Below are 18,937 nucleotides of genomic sequence, written 5' to 3' on the forward strand. Positions count from 1 at the left end.
CCCCCGCAGGTACTCCTGACGAAGCTACCTGGGCTCGGCCGTCACCGGATCATAGGTGATTTCGACCTTCGCCTTGTCGGCGGTGTAATAGGTGACGGTATAGGCGCCGTCATCCCAGTCGACCTCTTTGACATAGCGGAAGCCATCGCGCTGTTCGACCTTGGCGATGATGTCGGACAATTTCTTGGCATTGGGTGGCGGCAACGGCTTGTCGTCCGCGGCAAGAGCCGGCCCGGCAAAGAGAAGAACGGCGATGCTGGCCGACAGAAGAAGTCTGGACATGATTTTCCCTCAAGTTTCCACGCACAAAAACTCGCTGGTGTGCGGGTTGGTTCCTTATGTGGAGCGCAAGACCATTTTCACAATTCGACCGCAATCACACGGCACGCGAGTGGCTCGATTGCTGGATAAATAATTGGAACGGTTCACAACCCGCGAAGCCCGCATCGATGCCGCCGCGCACCGACTGCTCGACCGGTTGCCGGAAAGTGGCGTTTTTGGCAGGCTGACGGAATTTCTGGTCTTCGGTATCAAACAGGCCTTTGCCTGCCTATTCGGCGGCGCCATCCTGGCTTTGATTATCGCAACTAAGCTTTATTGGCCTGATGCAATTGGCCTTGCCCGCTATGATTTTCTGTTTCTCGCTGCCCTTACCATCCAGATTTCTCTGCTTGTCTCGAAGCTTGAGACCCTTGCCGAAGCCAAGGTCATCCTTATTTTCCACATCGTCGGCACGTTGATGGAGCTCTTCAAGACATCTGCCGGCTCATGGATGTATCCTGAACCCAGTTTCTTTCGTATTGATGGTGTTCCGCTGTTTTCAGGCTTCATGTACGCCGCGGTCGGCTCATATCTGGCACGCGTAACGCGCATTTTCGAGATGCGCTATAGTTTTTATCCGCCCATATGGGCCACGATGCTTCTGGCTTCGGTCATCTATGCCAACTTTTTCACCCACCATTTCATCATCGACCTGCGTTACGGGCTCTTTGTCATCACCACGCTTCTTTATATGCGGACAACGGTGCATTACCGCGTTTTTCGGTTTCAACACCGCATGCCGCTGCTTCTCGGCTTTCTTCTCGTTGCACTGTTCATCTGGTTTGCAGAAAACATCGGGACCTGGTCCCGCGCCTGGATTTATCCTGGTCAGTCCAACGGCTGGTCACCGGTGTCGCTGCAAAAGCTCGGCGCCTGGTACCTGTTGATGATTCTGTCGTTCATGCTGGTCACGCTTGTTCACCGACCGCAACCGAAACAAGGGACGAAATTGCCGGTGGGTTTTCAACCAACGACAGTTGGTACTACTGCGGGACACCTTTCCACCGAAAGATTGCTCCACAAATTCCCTTCTAAAGCTGGACGATGAATACGGACGACAGTTTTCAGAGGCCGATCCGCTGGGCACGTTTGCCAACATCAGGATCTGCTCGTCCAGCAATCGGCTCGAGGGCGTCCACATATTCAGGAAGGAGATGGTGGGCGATGCAGGGATTGAACCTGCGACCCCACCCGTGTGAAGGTTGGAACTGCGCGTTTCTGCGGATTTCCGAGGGTGGCTTTGACGTGGTCTAAGCAGCGCTTTTCATTGCGTTTTGTGCCGCTGGGAGGTATCAGGAAGATACCCGAGGATATCTCCTTGGTGGCGACCCCGTGGCGACCCGGAAAGGCTCTCCGTGAAACTGAAACTTACCAGGATGAGCGTGGATGCCCTCAAGGCCACCGACAAGCGATATCGCGTGTTCGATACGGAGTTGATGGGCTTCGCAGTGCAAGTGTCGCCGGACGGCACGAAGCGCTGGCAAGTGGAATACAGGCCTCATCCGGGCGGACGCAACACGCCCAAGAAGCGCGAAACACTCGGTACCACGACCGCCCACACTCCTACCGAAGCTCGCGAGTGGGCGAAGGACACGCTGGCAGATGTTGACAAGGGCAAGGACCCGGTAGCCGAGAAGAAAACCAAGCGGGCCGAAAAGAAGATCGCGGACCTCGTCGACCTATACGAGAAGGACGGCGGCACGATCCTACGCGGAAAACGCCTCGGTCAAGCTCGCAATGCGCGCTCCAAACAGTGGATGCTGAATGCCGTTCGCCACCATGTCTTGCCGCTGCTCGGCCAGAAGCGCATTACCGAGGTAATGCCAGCTGATGTCGAGGCCATGGTCAAGGACATCACGACGGGCAAGACCGCCAAGGACGAGAAGGTCGGTCCGCGCCGTCGCATCGTCGTGAAGGGCGGAGAGGGCGCTGCGCGCAAGGTAGCACGCGATCTCTCCACGCTTTTCACGTTCGCGATTAAGCGTGGGCTGGCCGCGAGCAATCCGGTCGCGACCGCCTCCATCAACAAAGTTGACAACAGGCGCGACCGCTTTCTGTCGCTCGACGAGATCAAACGGTTCGGTGCCGCACTGGAAGAACTGGAGAAAGAGGGCGTCAACTCGAAGGCCCTGTGCATCGCGCGGTTGTGGGCCCTCACTGGCTGCCGGCGCGACGAAGTCGCGGGCCTCAAATGGTCGGAGGTCGATCTGCAGCGCGGGTGCCTGATCCTCGAAGCGACCAAGACCGGCAAGAGCATCCGACCTCTCTCATCACCTGCAATGGCGCTGCTTGCCAGCCTGCCACGTTACGCCGATAGCGATCAACCAGATGGATTGAGCCCTTGGGTATTTCCGGCCACGTCCGGAAAGGGCTTCTTCCAGGGTACGAAGCGTATTTGGTCGAAAATCGTCAAGAAGGCGAAGCTGCCCGGCGTGACACCGCACACCTTGAGGCACACGCTGGGTTCGGCCGCCGTGTCGTTCGGCGAGACACTGGCGATGACGGGCGCGATCCTCGGGCACAAGGATCAGCGGTCGACGGCGATCTATGCGCATTTCCAGCACGATCCGCTGCGGCAGGCCGCTGACCGCGCGGTCATGCCAATCGCTGCGGCTCTCGCCGGAAAGAAAGCAGGCAAGGTGCTGCCTCTGAGGAGGCCAACAGGATGATTTCGGATGATGCTTCCTCGGGCGACCAATGGACCTCCAAGGCGGGATACCCCCGGTGGTCGAAGGACCAATTAGAGGCTTTAGGTGCCGCACAGCTTCGGCAGTCCACCGGAGTGAAAAACCATCCCACTTATCCGACGCGCTTTTCGGCTGAAGCGGTCGACCGCATTATCGGGGCGGTGGCATCGTCCAAGTCGTTTGCCGGGCATCTCGACCGGAGCGAATTGCGACGCGACCTCGACCGCGCCCTGTTCTGGTATCGAAGTTTTGCAGACGTGAGCCAGGTTAGGGGACCGTATCGGAGGCTCGGCAAAGATAGATGGCAAAAGCTCCCCACCACCAAGAGGCCATTGAAGTGGTTGCTCAACCCGCACGGAGCGGAAAGCGCAGCTGAATGGTTGGTTGGCGAACACCTTGCAGCTGTTTTCACACGCCATTTTGGAATGCGAGCTACGGCTCGCCAATATCAATCAGTGCGCAAAGGCGGCGAAATCCAGCTCGGCAAATTGAGCGCGTATGTCGTTTTTGTGCTGGCTGTCTCCAAAGAAGCCCAAATCCGAAAGGGGGATAGCGGCCCAATTGCGGTGGAAACCATCATAGCGTACCGCAAGAAAGCACGTCAAAACAAAGCGTTGAAGTAGATTTCACTTACCCCACGTGCCGTTCACCTGAAGTCGTTGCAAATCACTCCCGATCATTTTGGCGCAACCGGAGTACCCTCCGGCGAGGCGCGCCAATCTCATACGGGAGATGGCCATGGCACTGTTAAACCCAAAGCAGGCGTCTCATTACCTGCGCGAGAAGGGCGTGATCCGTTCGCCGGTGACATTGCGCAATTTGCGCGTCAAAGGTGGCGGCCCGCAGTTCCGCAAGCTGGGCAACAACGTCTTTTACGAACCACAACTGCTCGACGAGTGGATCAATAATCGCCTGACAGCCCCTGTGGCCTCGACTTCGGAACTGCCGAGCCGCGCAGCCTAAAACCCGCCGGGCAAATGCCTCTGCTCGGCGGGCCAACTTTGTTATCAGGCTGGTGAGAAGGCCCGAAACTACCCTCCGTTTGCAGTGCAGGTCAACTGCCCGGCCCCTACCATGGGAAGGCCGATGCCTGCACCTCTTCCGCTACCAACGTTACGCCCTGACCGCACCTCTGGCGATATCGATCTAATGGTAGCCGTCCGGTTGGTGCGACAGGCGCGAAATGCCCTGCAGGCGGCCACTTTCAAGCTGGATGACGCTGGGTACGCCTGCGAGGCGCTGGGCGATCTCTACGCCGACTGTGCCGGCCTTGTCGCGCATTGGGCTGGCCGCAAACCCAAGCCCATTTCCGACTATATCGTCCGCGCGGCCGTCGAATATCGCCGCCAGCATGGCAGGAGCTATTGATGGACGCCTTCCACAAGCGAGGCCAAAAGCGCGGCGACGATGTTGCGACCGTCACGGAGGACGGCGCGGCCCTTATCTTCGCGCTGCATTTTGCAGACAAGCTTCGCTACGACCACGACGCCGGAATATGGTACGAGTGGACAGGCTCTCACTGGCAGCCGAACAAAACGAAAATCGCCTTCCACCGCGTGCGGGAACTGGCCAGGGAACTGGCCGCGAGCACCACCGGCAAGGCCGTGGCTGCGGTGCGCAAGACCGGCTTCGCGGCAGGCGTCGAACGCTTTGCGCAAGCGGATCCGCGTTTCGCTGTCACGTCCCAGATCTGGGACGCAGACCCATTCTTCCTTGGAACGCCGGAAGGCACAGTGGACCTTCGCAGCGGCTCGCTGATCGAGGCCCAGCCTGACGACAACATCTCGAAGCTTACGGCAGTTGCGCCTTCGTTGACGGCTGACTGCCCCCTGTGGATGCGCTTCCTCGACGAGGCGACGGGCGGCGATGTTGGAATGGTTCGTTTCCTGCAGCAGTGGTGCGGCTACTGCCTCTCCGGCGACATCAGGGAACATGCGCTTGTGTTCGTCCATGGCGGCGGCGGCAACGGGAAGAGCGTGTTTATGAACACCATCGCCGGCATCATGGCTGACTACGCCACGACCGCGCCGATGGATACGTTCACCAATTCCATAGGCGACCGGCATCCGACGGAACTGGCTATGCTTAGAGGCGCGCGTCTTGTGACGGCTTCCGAGACAGAGGAAGGAAGGGCATGGGCAGAAAGCCGCATCAAAAGCCTTACGGGCGGCGACGCCATTGCTGCTCGCTTCATGCGTCGCGACTTCTTCACCTACAAGCCGGCGTTCAAGCTCATGATCGTCGGAAACCATCAACCGCAGCTTAGAAACGTCGATGATGCAGCGCGCCGCCGCTTCAATATCGTACCGTTCACGCGCAAGCCTGCTTCGCCCGACCGGGAACTCGAAGCTAAGCTCAAAGCCGAATGGCCGACGATCTTGCGCTGGATGATTGACGGCTACCTTGACTGGCAAGCAAACGGCCTTCTCCGACCCGAAAGCGTCGTTGACGCGACGGCCGGTTATTTCGCTGATCAGGACCTGATTGCCCAATGGCTGGCCGACGAATGCGATTGCGAGCCCGGCAACCCACACAAATGGGAAGCTACTAAAACGCTTTATGATAGCTGGGCTGCCTATGCTAAGGCGGCCGGCGAACTTCCCGGATCGATCCGGACCTTCAAGCCGATGATGCTTCGTCACGGATTGACGGAACGCAGGACGGCAGGCGCGCGCGGTATCCAAGGCGTGAGGTTGAAGCCGAACTTGCGGCCGAAATGACAGATGACAGATAATGACTGTTATTTCGGTATGACCCTCACGCGCACGCGCATGGCGCTCAAGACTATACGGAAAAATTGTCATTATCTGTCATCTGTCATTTCCCTTTTTTTCTACCGGACCGAGGCCACCGCCATGGCACGATTTCTCAGATTGCAGTATTAAGACACCGCAATGCCGCTTTCCAAGTTGAACATCAGGCAGGAGCGTTTCTGCCAGGGACTTATTGAAGGCCTGACCCAAACTCGCGCCTATGTCGAGGCTGGCTACACGGCGCGCGGCAATGCCGCTGAGGTGGAGGCCTCCAAGATGGTCAGGTTGCCTAAGGTGGCTGCCCGCGTCGCCCAGTTGCGGGCTGCTGCCGCGAGGCGCTGGGAGATCACGGTCGACGACTTGGTTGCCGAACTAGACGTCATGTTGAAGCTGGCCCATGCCACCAAGAACCCATCTGCAGGCGTTACGGCCATAATGGGAAAAGCCAAACTGCTTGGACTTGTGGTCGACAAAGCCGAAGTCGCCACGACGCTGCGCAAGCCGCTTCGCGAACCGGGTGACACAGAGCGGATGAGCCTTGAGGAGTGGACGGCCAAGTTCACGCCGAAGCGCGCGAACTGAGGAAGACCGCCTAGGCTCGTTCGGATTGCGGGTGCCTCTTTACGACCACCGCATTCGGCCGGCTGAGCGGCTTCCGGTGAACCAAGGCAGCTTCTTGCCAGACCGAGTTGCAACGGTCACGGAAATTTCGGGTGGATGGCCATCTTAAGCTGCTCGTCTACCCCACCTTCGAGATTGAGGCTCTATTCTTGCTTTATGGCGCGACGATCTGTCTTTGCACGAGGCTTTGCGTGAGTCACTTTCGTCACCGTTTGTGCTCCAGCTCCTTCCTCAGACGAAGTGATCCTCTTCTTGAGGCTAGCGTTTCCCGGTATTTTACCGTTTCGCAGATAGCCTCGAATGCCCTCAGTAAAAGGTTTCATTCGCCGATACGCCAAGTGTGAGCTATCTAGTTCATATTTGATCTGGTTCTTGATGGCGCTTTCAAGGTGGATGCCATTTCGAAGCTTATAGAAGGATTTGATGTCTTCGCCGATGCTCTCGTCCACAAATCCGATGGCTACTGCGGCGTCGACTTTGTCATCGAACTTTATTGAGAACGGATTGGTTTTCTCGGTAACGTGAACGCAAAGGCTGATTTCCTCACCTGACGCTGTTGCGAAATGGAGTGTCGACGGCAGAGAGGCGGCCTTCTTATAAACTTTGTGAAATTCCATACTGGTTACGGCGAGGTGATCGACAAATTTCGTCCAAAGCAGGTGAACGATTATCGCCTCATATATACCGGCATACTGCACAATTTGAAATTTTACATGGCCATGAAGCCGTGCATCGGCAACGTTAAGTGCTTCGCCGAGCTTGTAAATATATCGGGCAGAATGAAATTCGGCCTCAATTCGATTCCGAAGGCCCTCATCCTCCAGAAAGTCAAACATCGCGGTGACGTCAGCTGCCGACGGCAAATCGCGATCGCAATAGGCTAGGACTTGGTCACGAAAGGCTTTTTCCAAAGGCATGTAAATCGTCCTATCCTATTGAGGCCAAACGGCTTTTGCACTTTAGCTGTGACAAATTGTGCGTCAATAAACCGGAATAAACGACATTGAGCGACTATTTCACCGCCGTTGGCAATGTTGCGCATTGAGGATTGGTATGCGATATTTCTCAAATGCTGAAGCAATTGATATGGGATATGGGTTCTAAGCCATGAGCGGCAAGGCTTCCACGAAAGTTGTGGCTTACCTTCGCACCTCGTCTGCGGCCAATATCGGCGCTGACAAAGACAGCGAGACCCGGCAACGCGAGGCAGTCGGGGTCTACGCTCGAACCGCTGGCCTAGAGATTGTCGAAACGTACTATGATGCGGCTGTCAGCGGCGCGGACCCGATCACCACCCGACCTGGCTTTTCGGCAATGTTGGAGCGTCTGCTGTCGAACGGCGTGCGAGCAATTTTAGTTGAGACGGCTTCACGGTTCGCACGCGATCTCATTGTCCAAGAGACGGGATACGAGATGCTCAAGGCGCGCGGCATCGATTTGATCGCCGTCGACAGCCCCGAGAGCTTCGTGGCGGATACCCCCACGGCGAACCTGATCCGTCAGGTGCTGGGCGCAGTTGCCGAATTTGAGAAGGCGATGCTCGTAGAGAAGCTGCGAGGTGCTCGCGAACGCAAGCGTGTGGCGACGGGGAAGAAGGTCGGCGGTCGCAAGAATTACGCGGAGATCGACCGTGGACCGGAAATGATCGCGCTTTCAAAAAAACTGCACCGCTACCCGGTTAATGGTAGGCGGCGGAGCCTGGCCGATATCGCGGAAGCCCTAGAACGCGCAGGTTTCGTGTCGAGCGCCGGAACGCGGTACACCCCGACCGCCGTCTCAAGAATGCTTGCCTCCAGAAGCAACAGGGTAACGGCTCGACATGGAGTTGACCCCGATCCATCGTCAACGACCGCCCCGGACACATCTGCCCGTCCAGATGCGCCCGACATGCCCACAATGGGAACCCCGCTTGGTTCGCGATGGTAGCGGGGGTTACTGTGGCGGAGATAGTCTTTCAGCTGGGTGGGGATTGTCTGGAGGCGTTCAACAAGGATGCGATAGTTGTGGCCGACATCCTGGGCCTGGCAGTGACGCGGGCACCAGATGACGACGCCGATATGGTTGGAATACCCATTCACGCGCAAGCTGAGAGCTTTGCGGCTCTGCACGCCGCCGGCTATAGGCCACGCCTGATCGCGAGGCCTGAGGCGCTGGACGAGGTCTGGCAGCGCACGCACGCCAACTTTAAGGGTACAGTCGACGGCAGGTGCACCTTGATGGTGTTTCGTCACGACGGTCCGACGCTCGTTCCGCTCGACGACCTCACGCCGGCCGAGGTCGCACGGCTTTATCCGAGGAACGAGCCGTGAAGGGCAGGACAGTCAGCCACTCCGACCAATTTGCCAGTAGGGAACCTTAGATCGCTGGGCACCCGCCCCCCGGCATGTGTCGAAGGCGGGGGTGGGGGCGTTTGTGGGGCCCCTGTCAAGCGCGCCGCCACTAGGGCTGATCTATATAGGGCTAGTCGGGAAAAGCTCCGCGCGCTGATCGGGGTCTTCGAAGTTGCGCTCGATGTTCATATGCAGGATGCGTGCATCGAGATCCGTGGCCATCTGTTTAAACAGCTTGCCGAGCTTGGCTAGGTAAGTGTTGGTGATGATGTCGTGGCGCTTCCCACTTTTGTCGCGGCCGTTCCGATGAACGCAGTCGTGGCGCATCTGAATAGACGCAACTAATAGGTCTCGGTCGTCCTTCAAGTCTGGAAGCAGAGGCTTTCCCAAGGCAACTCCGCATATCTTATCGACATTGATGAGATTGTGGAACGACACATCCTGCAATGCCGACCTGACCATGTCGCGCACGATGTTCGGGTTCCCGGCGATGGTCTCGAGCGACACGGTTTTATCTTTCAGGATCGGTAGGACCTTGATCATCCTGGCCTGGACCTTGGTGTCTGCCATGGCCAAGCTGATGATGGCATCTGATAGGTAGGCCTCGACGATGGAAAAGAGGTGGGTAAAGAGCATGCGGTTTTCGCTGGCATCACCGTCCTTTTCGTCCGAAAAGGTCCCCAGCAACACACGCCACTCCTGCAGCGCATTGTCGAAAATCGAATGGGCATCGGGCTCAGGCGGTGGGTCATCGTCCCAGTTGTCGTCGCTTATATCGAGGGGCGATGCACTTATATCGACAGCTGGATATCCGAACAGTTCAAGCCTTAGGCCCTTGTTGTCTGCGCACATTTCCAAGGTCCAAGAGCTGTCGCAGTTCAGGCACTCAATCTCCTCCACACGCTCGTCGGATACGCTGTCTCTAGAGCCCTCATCGACGGAAGGAACGCGGACATGCGCTGCGGCAAGATGGCCGCAATCAGGGCACCGGAACGAGACCTCATGGTCCGGCCGCGTCATCATCCAATATTCTTTAGCAGAGCCCATTTTCAGGTATCCAGCATATTTCACATAGTGCCTTCGGGAGTTCGTAACGTGATCTCGTAACTCACGCCACAGCTATCGAAGCGAGACGGCGGAATTGGGTATTTACTGAAGTGCAAAGCCCGGTGCAGCACCCGCCGGGGTTTGTCGACGGCGCGGCAGCCGCTTGGGGCTTAGGGATGACTGCGAGCGGGCCGACAAGGCGGAGCAGGGGGTGCTGCTGGCCGTCTGCTCTTTTCCTGCAATGAGCCGAGACTATTGCCAGATCAAGTCGAAGTATCTGCTTACTGTCGAGTTCGCCGCGAACTCCATCTGCAAGAGCATATTCAGGCCATTTTGTGCTCGACGATGCCGGCTAAAGGATCACGCGATATGGATGGTGGCACATCATCAATCCGGGTTCAGGGTCACAATGTGCGAACTGCGACGATGGCGCAAAGCTGAGCTTAAGAGTGGACTGATGGAGGATTTTTTCAAAGAAGAAGCCGTGTTGGTGGACAGTTTTGACCGCCGACTGAGGCGCATCGAAGATGACGGCGCTAGCATCCTGGTAATGCTTCAAAATCGCAATTCCGCTCCTCAAAGCCGGGAACTCGCCTATGGGCTCAGGGAGGTCACGGAAATTACCGGCCTTTCGCGGTCAACGCTCGACAAATTGTTCAAGGAAGGGAAATTGCACGCGAGCAAGTCAGGCAGGCGCACGCTGATCCTCAGGGCGGAATTGGAGCGGTACTTGCAAGATATGGCCGAGTAGGCGGAATAAGCGTAGCTGAGACAGCAGGACTTGAGAAACTAATGTCCGTCAGACTGGTTGCGATTGAACAAGTCCGCCGGTAGGTATCGGTTAGCGGGTGCTTCGGGGGGACTAGATGGCGGGCAACAACGGCAACGGCGATCTGGCGTTCACGGCGGAGCTGTTCAAGGCAGCGGACAAGCTGCGCGGAAACCTGGAACCGTCGGAATACAAGCACGTTGCGCTTGGCCTGATTTTTCTCAAGTACATTTCCGACGCCTTTGAAGCGCAGCGAACCAAGCTGGCGGCGGACGAATACGCTGATCCGGAAGACCCGGAGGAGTACCTTGCCGAAAGCGTATTCTGGGTGCCGAAGGAAGCCCGTTGGTCATTCCTGCAGGGCAGCGCCAAACGCCCCGAAATCGGCAAGCTGATCGACGAGGCGATGGAGGCCATCGAGAAGGCCCCGTCGAATGATGGGCTAAAGGGTGTCCTGCCGAAGAATTACGCCCGTCCGACGCTCAACAAGACGATGTTGGGCGAACTGATCGACCTATTCTCCAACATCGGCATGCACGACGGCACCGACAAGGCGAAGGACCTACTTGGCCGCGTCTACGAATACTTCCTGTCGGGCTTCGCCAGTTCGGAAGGCAAGCGCGGCGGCGAGTTCTTCACACCCCGCTCTGTCGTGCGCACGCTCGTCGAGATGCTGGAGCCCTACAAAGGCCGCGTCTACGACCCCTGCTGCGGCTCGGGCGGCATGTTCGTCCAGTCGGAAAAGTTCATCGAGGAGCATGGCGGGCGGCGGCACGACATCGCCGTCTATGGGCAGGAGATCAACCACACGACATGGCGGCTGGCCAAAATGAACCTCGCGGTGCAGGGGATCGACGCCGATATCCGCTGGAACAACGAAGGCAGCTTCCACCGTGACGAATTGCGGGACTTGAAAGCTGATTTCATCCTCGCCAACCCGCCATTCAACATATCGGATTGGGGCGGTGAGAGGCTGACGGACGACGTCCGCTGGCAATACGGCACGCCGCCCAAGGGCAACGCCAATTTCGCCTGGCTACAGCACATCCTGCACCATCTCGCCCCGCGCGGCACGGGCGGCGTGGTGCTGGCCAACGGCTCGATGTCGTCGCAGCAGTCCGGCGAAGGCGACATCCGCAAGGCGATGATCGAGGCCGATGTGGTGGACTGCATGGTCGCACTCCCGGGGCAGCTGTTCTTCTCGACGCAAATCCCAGCCTGCCTGTGGATTTTGGCACGCGACAAGAGCGCCAACGGCCATCGCGACCGGCGCGGCGAAATCCTGTTCATCGACGCCAGAAAGCTCGGTTTCATGGTCGACCGTGTGCGCAAGGAGTTCAGCGCCGACGATATCGACAGGATCGCCGGGGTCTATCACCGCTGGCGAGCCAAGCCGGAAGCGCGGCCCGGAGGTGGCTGGGCCGAGTACGCCGACGAACCCGGCTTCTGCAAGTCGGCAACTCTCGCCAAGGTTCGCGAGCACGGCCACGTCTTGACACCGGGCCGCTATGTCGGCGCTGCGGACGTGGAAGATGATGGCGTGTCGTTTGCCGAAAAAATCGAGGGGTTGCGGGAGCGGTTGCAGGCACAGTTCGCTGAAGGGCGGGCTCTGGAGGAGCGGATCAACGCGGCCCTTGGTGGTGTTGGCCCTCATGTCTGAATGGCCGATCAGATCACTTAGAGATGCAGGGGTCATATTGATCGACTGCGTCCATGCGACCCCGAAAGCGCAGGACGACGGATATCCCTATGTCGCGATACCCCAGATGAAGAACGGGCATATTGATTTCACTGAGGCCCGCCGAATTTCGCAAGCCGACCTTCACGAGTGGACCAAAAAGGCTCGCCCCCAAAAATATGACGTAGTGCTCTCTCGTCGTACCAACCCCGGGGTCATTGCAGTTGACAGAAGCGGCATGGACTTTGCCCTAGGCCAGAACCTTGTCCTCCTGCGTGCAGATGGAAAAACGGTGCTTCCGCAGTTTTTGCGGTGGCTGGCCACTGGTCCCTATTGGTGGGAGCAAATCGGAAAATTCATGAACGTGGGCGCTGTGTTCGACAGCCTGAGATGCGCTGATGTTCCACAGTTTGAGCTTCCGATACCCCCCAAGGATGAGCAGCGCGCGATCTCTGCGCTTCTGGACGATCTCGACGACAAGATCGAATTGAACCGGCGCACGAACGAAACGCTGGAGGCGATGGCGCAGGCGATCTTCCACGACTGGTTTGTCGATTTCGGCCCGACCAGCCGCAAGATCGACGGCGCGACCGATCCCGTCGAGATCATGGGTGGGCTTGTCAACGATCCCGACCGGGCGCGGCAAATGGCCGATCTGTTTCCGACGAGGATGGATGACGGCGTGCCTAGGGGATGGGCTGAGAAGCCCATCGGCGACCTAGCTGACGTTGCAGGCGGATCGACGCCGAGCACAGCATCACCGGAATATTGGGACAGGGGCCATCACCTTTGGGCAACGCCGAAAGACTTGTCGAGGCTGGACGGAATGTTTCTGTTCGATACCGAGCGCCGCATAACAGATAGGGGACTAGCCAAGATCGGCTCTGGGCTTTCGCCCAAAGGGACAGTGCTTCTCTCGTCGCGTGCGCCTATCGGTTACCTTGCGATTGCGGACAAGCCAACTGCCGTCAATCAGGGTTTTATTGCTCTGCGACCGACGCAATCTATGCCGACCTCGCTTGCGCTCTGCTGGTGTCGCGAGAACATGGACCTCATTAAATCTCACGCAAATGGGTCGACCTTTCAGGAAATCAGCAAGAAAAACTTCCGCCCATTGCCGGTAGTTGTCGGCGGGAAGGCGATTACTGCTGAGTTCGACAACATGATTGCGCCTCTGTTCGCGTTGATCAGGACACGCAGTCAAGAGGCCGGTACGCTCGCGGCCATTCGTGGCCTGCTGCTGCCTAAGCTCATGTCGGGCGAAATTCGCCTAGGCGAGGCCCCACGACAGCTTGAGGCAGCGCAGTGACAACGCAGACACAAATCTGCGGTTGGATATTTCATGGCATCCCATAATGAAAGCACTCTGAGATGAAGATCAGCAGCATTCTTGAAAAGATCGACGAAAAACAGCTGTTTATTCCAGCGTTTCAACGCGAGTATGTTTGGAAGAAAAGAGACGCGAAGCTCTTAGTAAGTTCCATGATCAAGAGTTATCCGACCGGAACGATCCTGACTTGGGACACCAATCATCCGCCGGAACTGAAGGGCGATCACACCTATGACCCCAAGCAGGGGGCCATCAAAATCTTGTTAGATGGCCAGCAGCGCGTCACCACGCTTTATATGCTGATCCGAGGTGAACTTCCACCTTACTACACCCTCGATGAAATCACTGACGATACAAGGGGACTGCACGTCAACGTAGAAACCTTGGAGCTTGAGTATTTTCAGAAGCGGATGGATGCCGATCCGCGATGGCTGAATGTGACCGACATCTTCAAGAGAAACGTTCGAACCAAAGATGTGGTGCGCGCCTTGGAGAAAGCCGGCCGAGAGCTGACCAAGGTGGATGAGGATCGGATCGACGACAATTTTGCTGCCGTGCAGAGTATTCTTGATCGCGATTTCCCAGAGCAGAATATCCCTGTGAGGGCATCGCTGCGAGAGGCGATTGATATATTCTACATCGTCAATGCTGGCGGCGTGGCGCTAACAGATGCGGAACTCGCCCTGGCGCAGATTTCTGGCTACTGGCCGCAAGCTCGTGACGCCTTCAAGGCGAAGCTCGAAACCTTGAAAAAGAACGGTTTCGTGTTCAAGCTGGATTTCATGGTCTACGCGCTGCTGGCCATTTTGCACCAAGGCGGTTCAGACATGCGCAAGCTGCACGCCGCCGACAACAACGATGCGATCCGTACGGCCTGGAAGGCGCTCGATACGAAGGTGCTGGACTACGTTTCGAACCTGCTTCGGGACCATGCGTTCGTCGACCACACCGACGAAATCAATTCGATCTACGCCCTTATCCCTATCGTCGCCTATTGCCACCGGATGGATTGCAAGCTGAACCACGGCCAAATCCAGAAGGTGGTCAAATGGTTCTACTACTCGCAAGTGCGGCGGCGTTATGTGAGCCAACTTCCGCAGAAGCTCGACCATGACCTCAAGATCGTCGCGACCTCCGAAGTGCCGTTTGACCGGCTACTCGACGTGATCCGCGAAGAGCGCGGCGGAGCGATAGCGATAACGCCGGACGAGTTTGTGGGCAGCGCCATACAGCATCCGCTTTTCGGCCTCGTACGGTGGCACCTCAAAAGCCGAGGAGCAAGGTGCCTCACCACCGGCGTTTCCATCCATCATCCGATGGGCGAGAAGTATAAATTGGAGTACGACCACATCTTCGCCTTCGCCAACCTCAAGGCTGAGGGGTATGGCGTAGAGAACCGACTGAAGTATCAACTGGCTCAAGAGCTGACGAACCGGGCGCTCCTTACCCAAATTGCCAATCGGTCGAAGGGCAAGAAGGAGACGGAAGCGTACTTGTCCTCGGTCGCGAACAATCAGCCGACGGCGCTTTCGCTGCAACTGATCCCGGAGGACCGTGAACTCTGGCAAATTGAGAACTACGAGCTCTTTCTCAAGACGCGCCGCAGGATGCTGGCTGACAGTGTCAATGCCTGGCTTGACGGTCTGGCCGAGATGCATGCAGTGGCCGAACGCATCAGCGTCGAGGACATGATTGCCGAGGGTGAGAATGAAGATGTCGAGTTCAAGGAGACGCTGCGCTGGGACGTTCGTCAGGGAACCGTCAACAAGGACCTCGAAGCCGTCATTATGAAAACCACCGCGGCCTTTGCTAATTTGCAGGGTGGCATACTGATGATCGGTGTTGCAGACGACGGCTCTGTTTCCGGCCTCGACAACGACTACAAGAGCCTGAATGGCGGTGATCGTGACAAGTTCGAGCTGCACCTTAAGACGCTGGTCATCAACACCTTTGGAGAGGCTTTTTCGGCAACCAAGCTCAAGGTCTCTTTCCCGCAAATTGATGACAAGGAAATTTGTCGAGTTGACATCTCGCCGGCCAACAAGCCGGTCTACATCAAAGTTGCCGACAAAGGTGGACCAGCTGCGGATCGCTTTTACGTCAGAAACGGCAACTCGTCCCGCGAGATGACAGGCGAACAGGCGCTCATCTATATCAGAGAGCGCTTCGTCTGACGCGCAAGGGGGGCGCGATGGAAGACATTGTCTATAAGCAGATCGAGACCGAGTATTCGCGCTGGGGGTTCCGTGAGGATGTGGTCGAAAATGCCGCCATTGGCATTTTCGAGGAGCTTGGCTACGTCTACGCGCCCGCTGGCCAGATTGCCCCGGACGGTACTGCGCCAGAGCGTGACGCCTATTCCGACACTATCCTGGCTTCGCGGCTAGCGGCGGCGGTGGAGCGGCTCAACCCCGCGATCCCTGCGGAGGCCCGCGCATCGGCGATCAAGCAGCTTTTCATCATTGAAACGCCGTCGCTGATCGAGGAAAACCGGCGCATCCATCGGCTGCTCACGGAAGGCGTCGATGTCGAGTTCGTCGTAGCCGACGGCGAGATCAAGGGCGACAAGGTCTGGCTGATCGACTTCGACAATGTCGAAAGCAACGACTGGCTGGTGACCAACCAATTCACGGTGGTCGAGGGCCGCCACAAGCGGCGTCCGGACGTGGTCGTGTTCGTGAACGGCCTGCCTCTTGCGATCATCGAGTTGAAGAATGCAGGAGACGAGACAGCGGACATCGGAGCTGCCTTCAACCAGCTTCAGACCTACAAGGCTCAGGTGCCCTCGCTGTTCCGGGCGAATGCAGTCCTGATCGCCTCCGACGGCGTGCTGGCGCGCATCGGGTCCCTGACTGCCGACGAGGAGCGCTTTATGCCCTGGCGCACGGTGACGGGCGCTGATGGCGATTTCACGCCGCATGGTCCCCGCGAGATGGCAACGCTGCTGCGCGGCGTATACGAGCGCCAACGGTTCCTCTCCCTGCTGCGTGACTTCATCGTCTTCGGTGACAGGGGCGAAGGTCCCTTCAAGATCATTGCCGGCTACCATCAGTTCCACGGCGCGACCAAGGCGCTCGCCAGCGCCATTGAAGCGGCTCGCCCCGATGGCGACCGCAAGATCGGCGTCATCTGGCACACGCAGGGTTCGGGCAAGAGCCTGCTGATGGCGTTCTTTGGCGGCCTCATCGTGCGATCCAAAGAATTGCAGAACCCAACGCTGGTCGTGCTGACCGACCGCAATGACCTCGACGATCAGTTGTTCTCGACCTTTAGCCTGTGCCGCGATCTGATCCGCCAGACGCCGGAACAGGCCGACAGCCGGGACGAGCTGCGCCGCCTTCTCAATCGCGCGTCCGGTGGCGTGATCTTCACCACGGTGCAGAAATTCTCGCCCGAGGCGGGGGAGGAGAGCTTCCCGATGCTGACCGACCGGCGCAACGTCATCGTCATCGCTGACGAGGCGCATCGCAGCCAGTACGGCTTCGACGCCAAGCTCGACAAGACGACCGGCAAGCGCCGCTACGGCTATGCGCATTACATCCGACAGGCGATGCCCAACGCCTCCTTTATCGGCTTCACCGGCACGCCGATTGAGGCGGACGACGTGAACACACCCGCCATCTTCGGCGAGTACATCGACGTTTACGACATCAGTCGGGCGGTGGAGGACGGGGCGACTGTTCCGATCTTCTACGAGAGCCGATTGGCGCGCATCGAACTTGACGAAGACGAGAAGCCGCGCATCGACGCCGAGATCGAGGCCATCCTCGAAGACGATAGTCTATCGGAACAGGAAAAGCAGAAGGCGAAATGGACAACTGTCGAGCGCCTGGTCGGCTCCGAAAAGCGGCTGTCGCAGATTGCCGCTGATCTGGTCGAGCACCTCGAAGCCCGCATTGCGGGGATGAACGGCAAGGCGATGGCCGTCTGCATGAGCCGCCGCATCTGCGTTGATCTCTACAAGCAGATCATCAAGCTACGGCCCGAATGGCATTCCGACGACGATGACAGGGGTGCGGTGAAGATCGTCATGACCGGGTCGGCATCTGACCCGCTCGACTGGCAGCCGCATATAGGCAACAAGAAACGGCGCGACCAACTCGCCAAGCGAGCCCGCGACCCCGACGACCCACTCAAGCTGGTTATCGTGCGCGATATGTGGCTGACCGGCTTCGATGCGCCTTGCATGCACACGATGTACATCGACAAGCCGATGCGCGGCCATGGTCTGATGCAAGCCATCGCGCGCGTCAACCGGGTGTTCAAGGACAAGCCGGGCGGCCTGATCGTGGACTACATCGGCATCGCCCAGAACCTGAAGAACGCGCTCGGCCAGTACACCAAGTCCGATCAGGAAAAGACCGGCATCGACGAGGAGGAAGCCGTAGCCGTCCTGATGGAGAAGTACGAGGTCGTGCGCGGCATGTTCCATGGCCACGACTACAGCCTCGGCATTAGCGGCCAGCCCCAGCAGCGCCTCGTCGCCCTGGCCGATGCCATCGACTGGATCTTGAAATGGCAAGAGCAGGAAGCCGCCAAGGCCACGAGCGTCGACGACAAGAAGCGGGCCCATCGGCGCTTTTCCGATGCGGTGCTGGAATTGAGCAAAGCGTATGCGTTGGCGTCGGCCAGCGACAAGGCACGCACCATTCGCGACGAGGTCGGCTTCTTTCAGGCGGTGCGAGCGGCATTGGTCAAGACAACGGCCACCGGCAAAATGTCGGACCGGGCCAGGAGCTTCGCCGTCGAGCAGTTGCTCAACCAAGCGGTCGCCAACGCCGAGATCGTGGACATACTGAAGGCAGCGGGCATCCAGTCGCCAGACATCTCGATCCTATCGGATGAGTTTTTGGCCGACATCCAGAAGCTGGAGAAGAAGAACCTGGCGCTTGAAGCCTTGAAGAAGCTCCTCAACGGCGAAATCAAGAGCCGGTCGCGGTCCAACATCGTGGAGGCTAGATCGTTCTCGCAGCGGCTGGAGGAGGCTGTCTCGCGATACCACGCCAACGCCATCTCGACGGTGGAAATGATCCAAGAACTGATCGCGTTGGCAAAGGATATCAAGGCGTCAGCCGCACGTGGCGAAGAGCACGGCCTGTCACCGGAGGAGGTGGCCTTCTATGACGCCCTCGCCGAGAATGAGAGCGCAGTCGAGGCGATGGGCAGCGCTCACCTGCGCGTCATCGCCCATGAGCTTGTCGAGCAGATGCGAGGATCAGCGACCGTCGACTGGCAACATAAGGCGACGGCCCGCGCCCGCATGCGCGTGCTCGTCAAGCGCATCCTGAAGAAATACGGCTATCCGCCGGACCTTGAACAGGAGGCCGTGCAGACCGTGTTGGCGCAGGCGGAAACGCTTCTCCGAGAAGTGATGGTTCCGGCGAAATAGGTTGACCGGCAC

Annotated in this window: 17 protein-coding genes; 14 read left to right on the forward strand and 3 right to left on the reverse strand. The window is 58.1% G+C overall.

Going from position 1 to position 18,937, the window contains the following annotated elements:
- Positions 1 to 24: 24 nt before the first annotated feature.
- Positions 25 to 282 carry a PepSY domain-containing protein gene (locus tag LB532_RS22725; protein WP_140638140.1) on the reverse strand — a complete coding sequence of 86 codons (258 nt, stop codon included), beginning with the start codon at positions 280 to 282 and terminating at the stop codon, positions 25 to 27.
- Positions 283 to 415: 133 nt separating this feature from the next.
- On the opposite strand from LB532_RS22725, the gene LB532_RS22730 reads away from it, so the two are divergent.
- The 7 genes from LB532_RS22730 to LB532_RS22760 all read left to right on the forward strand — a co-directional run bounded on the left by LB532_RS22730 (position 416) and on the right by LB532_RS22760 (position 6,343).
- Entirely contained in the window at positions 416 to 1,369 is a 954-nt protein-coding gene (locus tag LB532_RS22730) for a DUF817 domain-containing protein (protein ID WP_140638139.1), read from the forward strand.
- Between the two features lie 307 nt (positions 1,370 to 1,676).
- Positions 1,677 to 2,990, forward strand: a complete 1,314-nt coding sequence (locus LB532_RS22735) for a tyrosine-type recombinase/integrase (RefSeq protein ID WP_224557200.1) — start codon at positions 1,677 to 1,679, stop codon at positions 2,988 to 2,990.
- On the forward strand, positions 2,987 to 3,631 hold the full coding sequence (locus LB532_RS22740) for a hypothetical protein (RefSeq protein WP_224557203.1): 645 nt from the start codon (positions 2,987 to 2,989) through the stop codon (positions 3,629 to 3,631). The genes LB532_RS22735 and LB532_RS22740 overlap by 4 nt, the downstream gene beginning before the upstream one ends.
- Positions 3,632 to 3,746: 115 nt before the next feature.
- Entirely contained in the window at positions 3,747 to 3,971 is a 225-nt protein-coding gene (locus LB532_RS22745; protein WP_224557205.1) for a hypothetical protein, read from the forward strand.
- A gap of 186 nt (positions 3,972 to 4,157) precedes the next feature.
- The gene (locus tag LB532_RS22750) at positions 4,158 to 4,376 is read left to right on the forward strand and encodes a hypothetical protein (RefSeq protein WP_224557207.1); all 219 of its coding nucleotides are present in this window, start codon (positions 4,158 to 4,160) and stop codon (positions 4,374 to 4,376) included.
- The gene (locus LB532_RS22755) at positions 4,376 to 5,728 is read left to right on the forward strand and encodes a phage/plasmid primase, P4 family (RefSeq protein ID WP_224557209.1); all 1,353 of its coding nucleotides are present in this window, start codon (positions 4,376 to 4,378) and stop codon (positions 5,726 to 5,728) included. Before LB532_RS22750 ends, LB532_RS22755 begins: the two co-directional genes overlap by 1 nt.
- A 174-nt stretch (positions 5,729 to 5,902) precedes the next feature.
- Positions 5,903 to 6,343 carry a terminase small subunit gene (locus LB532_RS22760; protein WP_224557211.1) on the forward strand — a complete coding sequence of 147 codons (441 nt, stop codon included), beginning with the start codon at positions 5,903 to 5,905 and terminating at the stop codon, positions 6,341 to 6,343.
- 182 nt (positions 6,344 to 6,525) lie between these two features.
- On the opposite strand, the gene LB532_RS22765 is transcribed toward LB532_RS22760, so the two are convergent.
- Positions 6,526 to 7,299, reverse strand: a complete 774-nt coding sequence (locus tag LB532_RS22765; protein WP_224557212.1) for a TTC39/IML2 family protein — start codon at positions 7,297 to 7,299, stop codon at positions 6,526 to 6,528.
- A 190-nt stretch (positions 7,300 to 7,489) separates the two neighbouring features.
- On the opposite strand from LB532_RS22765, the gene LB532_RS22770 reads away from it, so the two are divergent.
- Entirely contained in the window at positions 7,490 to 8,308 is an 819-nt protein-coding gene (locus tag LB532_RS22770) for a recombinase family protein (RefSeq protein ID WP_224557214.1), read from the forward strand.
- Positions 8,309 to 8,319: 11 nt separating this feature from the next.
- Complete coding sequence (locus LB532_RS22775; RefSeq protein WP_224557216.1) at positions 8,320 to 8,691, forward strand: hypothetical protein; 372 nt, start codon at positions 8,320 to 8,322, stop codon at positions 8,689 to 8,691.
- Between the two features lie 141 nt (positions 8,692 to 8,832).
- Here LB532_RS22775 and LB532_RS22780 read toward each other — a convergent pair whose 3' ends face one another.
- Positions 8,833 to 9,759 (reverse strand): hypothetical protein, encoded by a 927-nt coding sequence (locus tag LB532_RS22780; RefSeq protein ID WP_224557220.1) that lies wholly within the window; start codon positions 9,757 to 9,759, stop codon positions 8,833 to 8,835.
- Between the two features lie 457 nt (positions 9,760 to 10,216).
- On the opposite strand from LB532_RS22780, the gene LB532_RS22785 reads away from it, so the two are divergent.
- The 5 genes from LB532_RS22785 (at position 10,217) to LB532_RS22805 (ending at position 18,925) form a co-directional block, all read left to right on the forward strand.
- Positions 10,217 to 10,510: a helix-turn-helix domain-containing protein gene (locus tag LB532_RS22785; RefSeq protein WP_224557221.1), complete on the forward strand. Its 294-nt coding sequence runs from the start codon at positions 10,217 to 10,219 to the stop codon at positions 10,508 to 10,510.
- A 115-nt stretch (positions 10,511 to 10,625) separates the two neighbouring features.
- Positions 10,626 to 12,188, forward strand: a complete 1,563-nt coding sequence (locus LB532_RS22790; RefSeq protein WP_224557223.1) for a type I restriction-modification system subunit M — start codon at positions 10,626 to 10,628, stop codon at positions 12,186 to 12,188.
- Positions 12,181 to 13,515, forward strand: a complete 1,335-nt coding sequence (locus LB532_RS22795) for a restriction endonuclease subunit S (protein WP_224557224.1) — start codon at positions 12,181 to 12,183, stop codon at positions 13,513 to 13,515. Before LB532_RS22790 ends, LB532_RS22795 begins: the two co-directional genes overlap by 8 nt.
- A 62-nt stretch (positions 13,516 to 13,577) precedes the next feature.
- A complete protein-coding gene (locus tag LB532_RS22800; protein ID WP_224557226.1) occupies positions 13,578 to 15,710 on the forward strand; it encodes a DUF262 domain-containing protein in 2,133 nt (710 codons plus the stop codon).
- Between the two features lie 17 nt (positions 15,711 to 15,727).
- Complete coding sequence (locus LB532_RS22805; protein WP_224557228.1) at positions 15,728 to 18,925, forward strand: type I restriction endonuclease subunit R; 3,198 nt, start codon at positions 15,728 to 15,730, stop codon at positions 18,923 to 18,925.
- The last annotated feature ends 12 nt before the right edge of the window (positions 18,926 to 18,937 follow it).

The sequence above is a fragment of the Mesorhizobium sp. ESP-6-2 genome, from assembly GCF_020164675.1.
GTDB lineage: Bacteria > Pseudomonadota > Alphaproteobacteria > Rhizobiales > Rhizobiaceae > Mesorhizobium.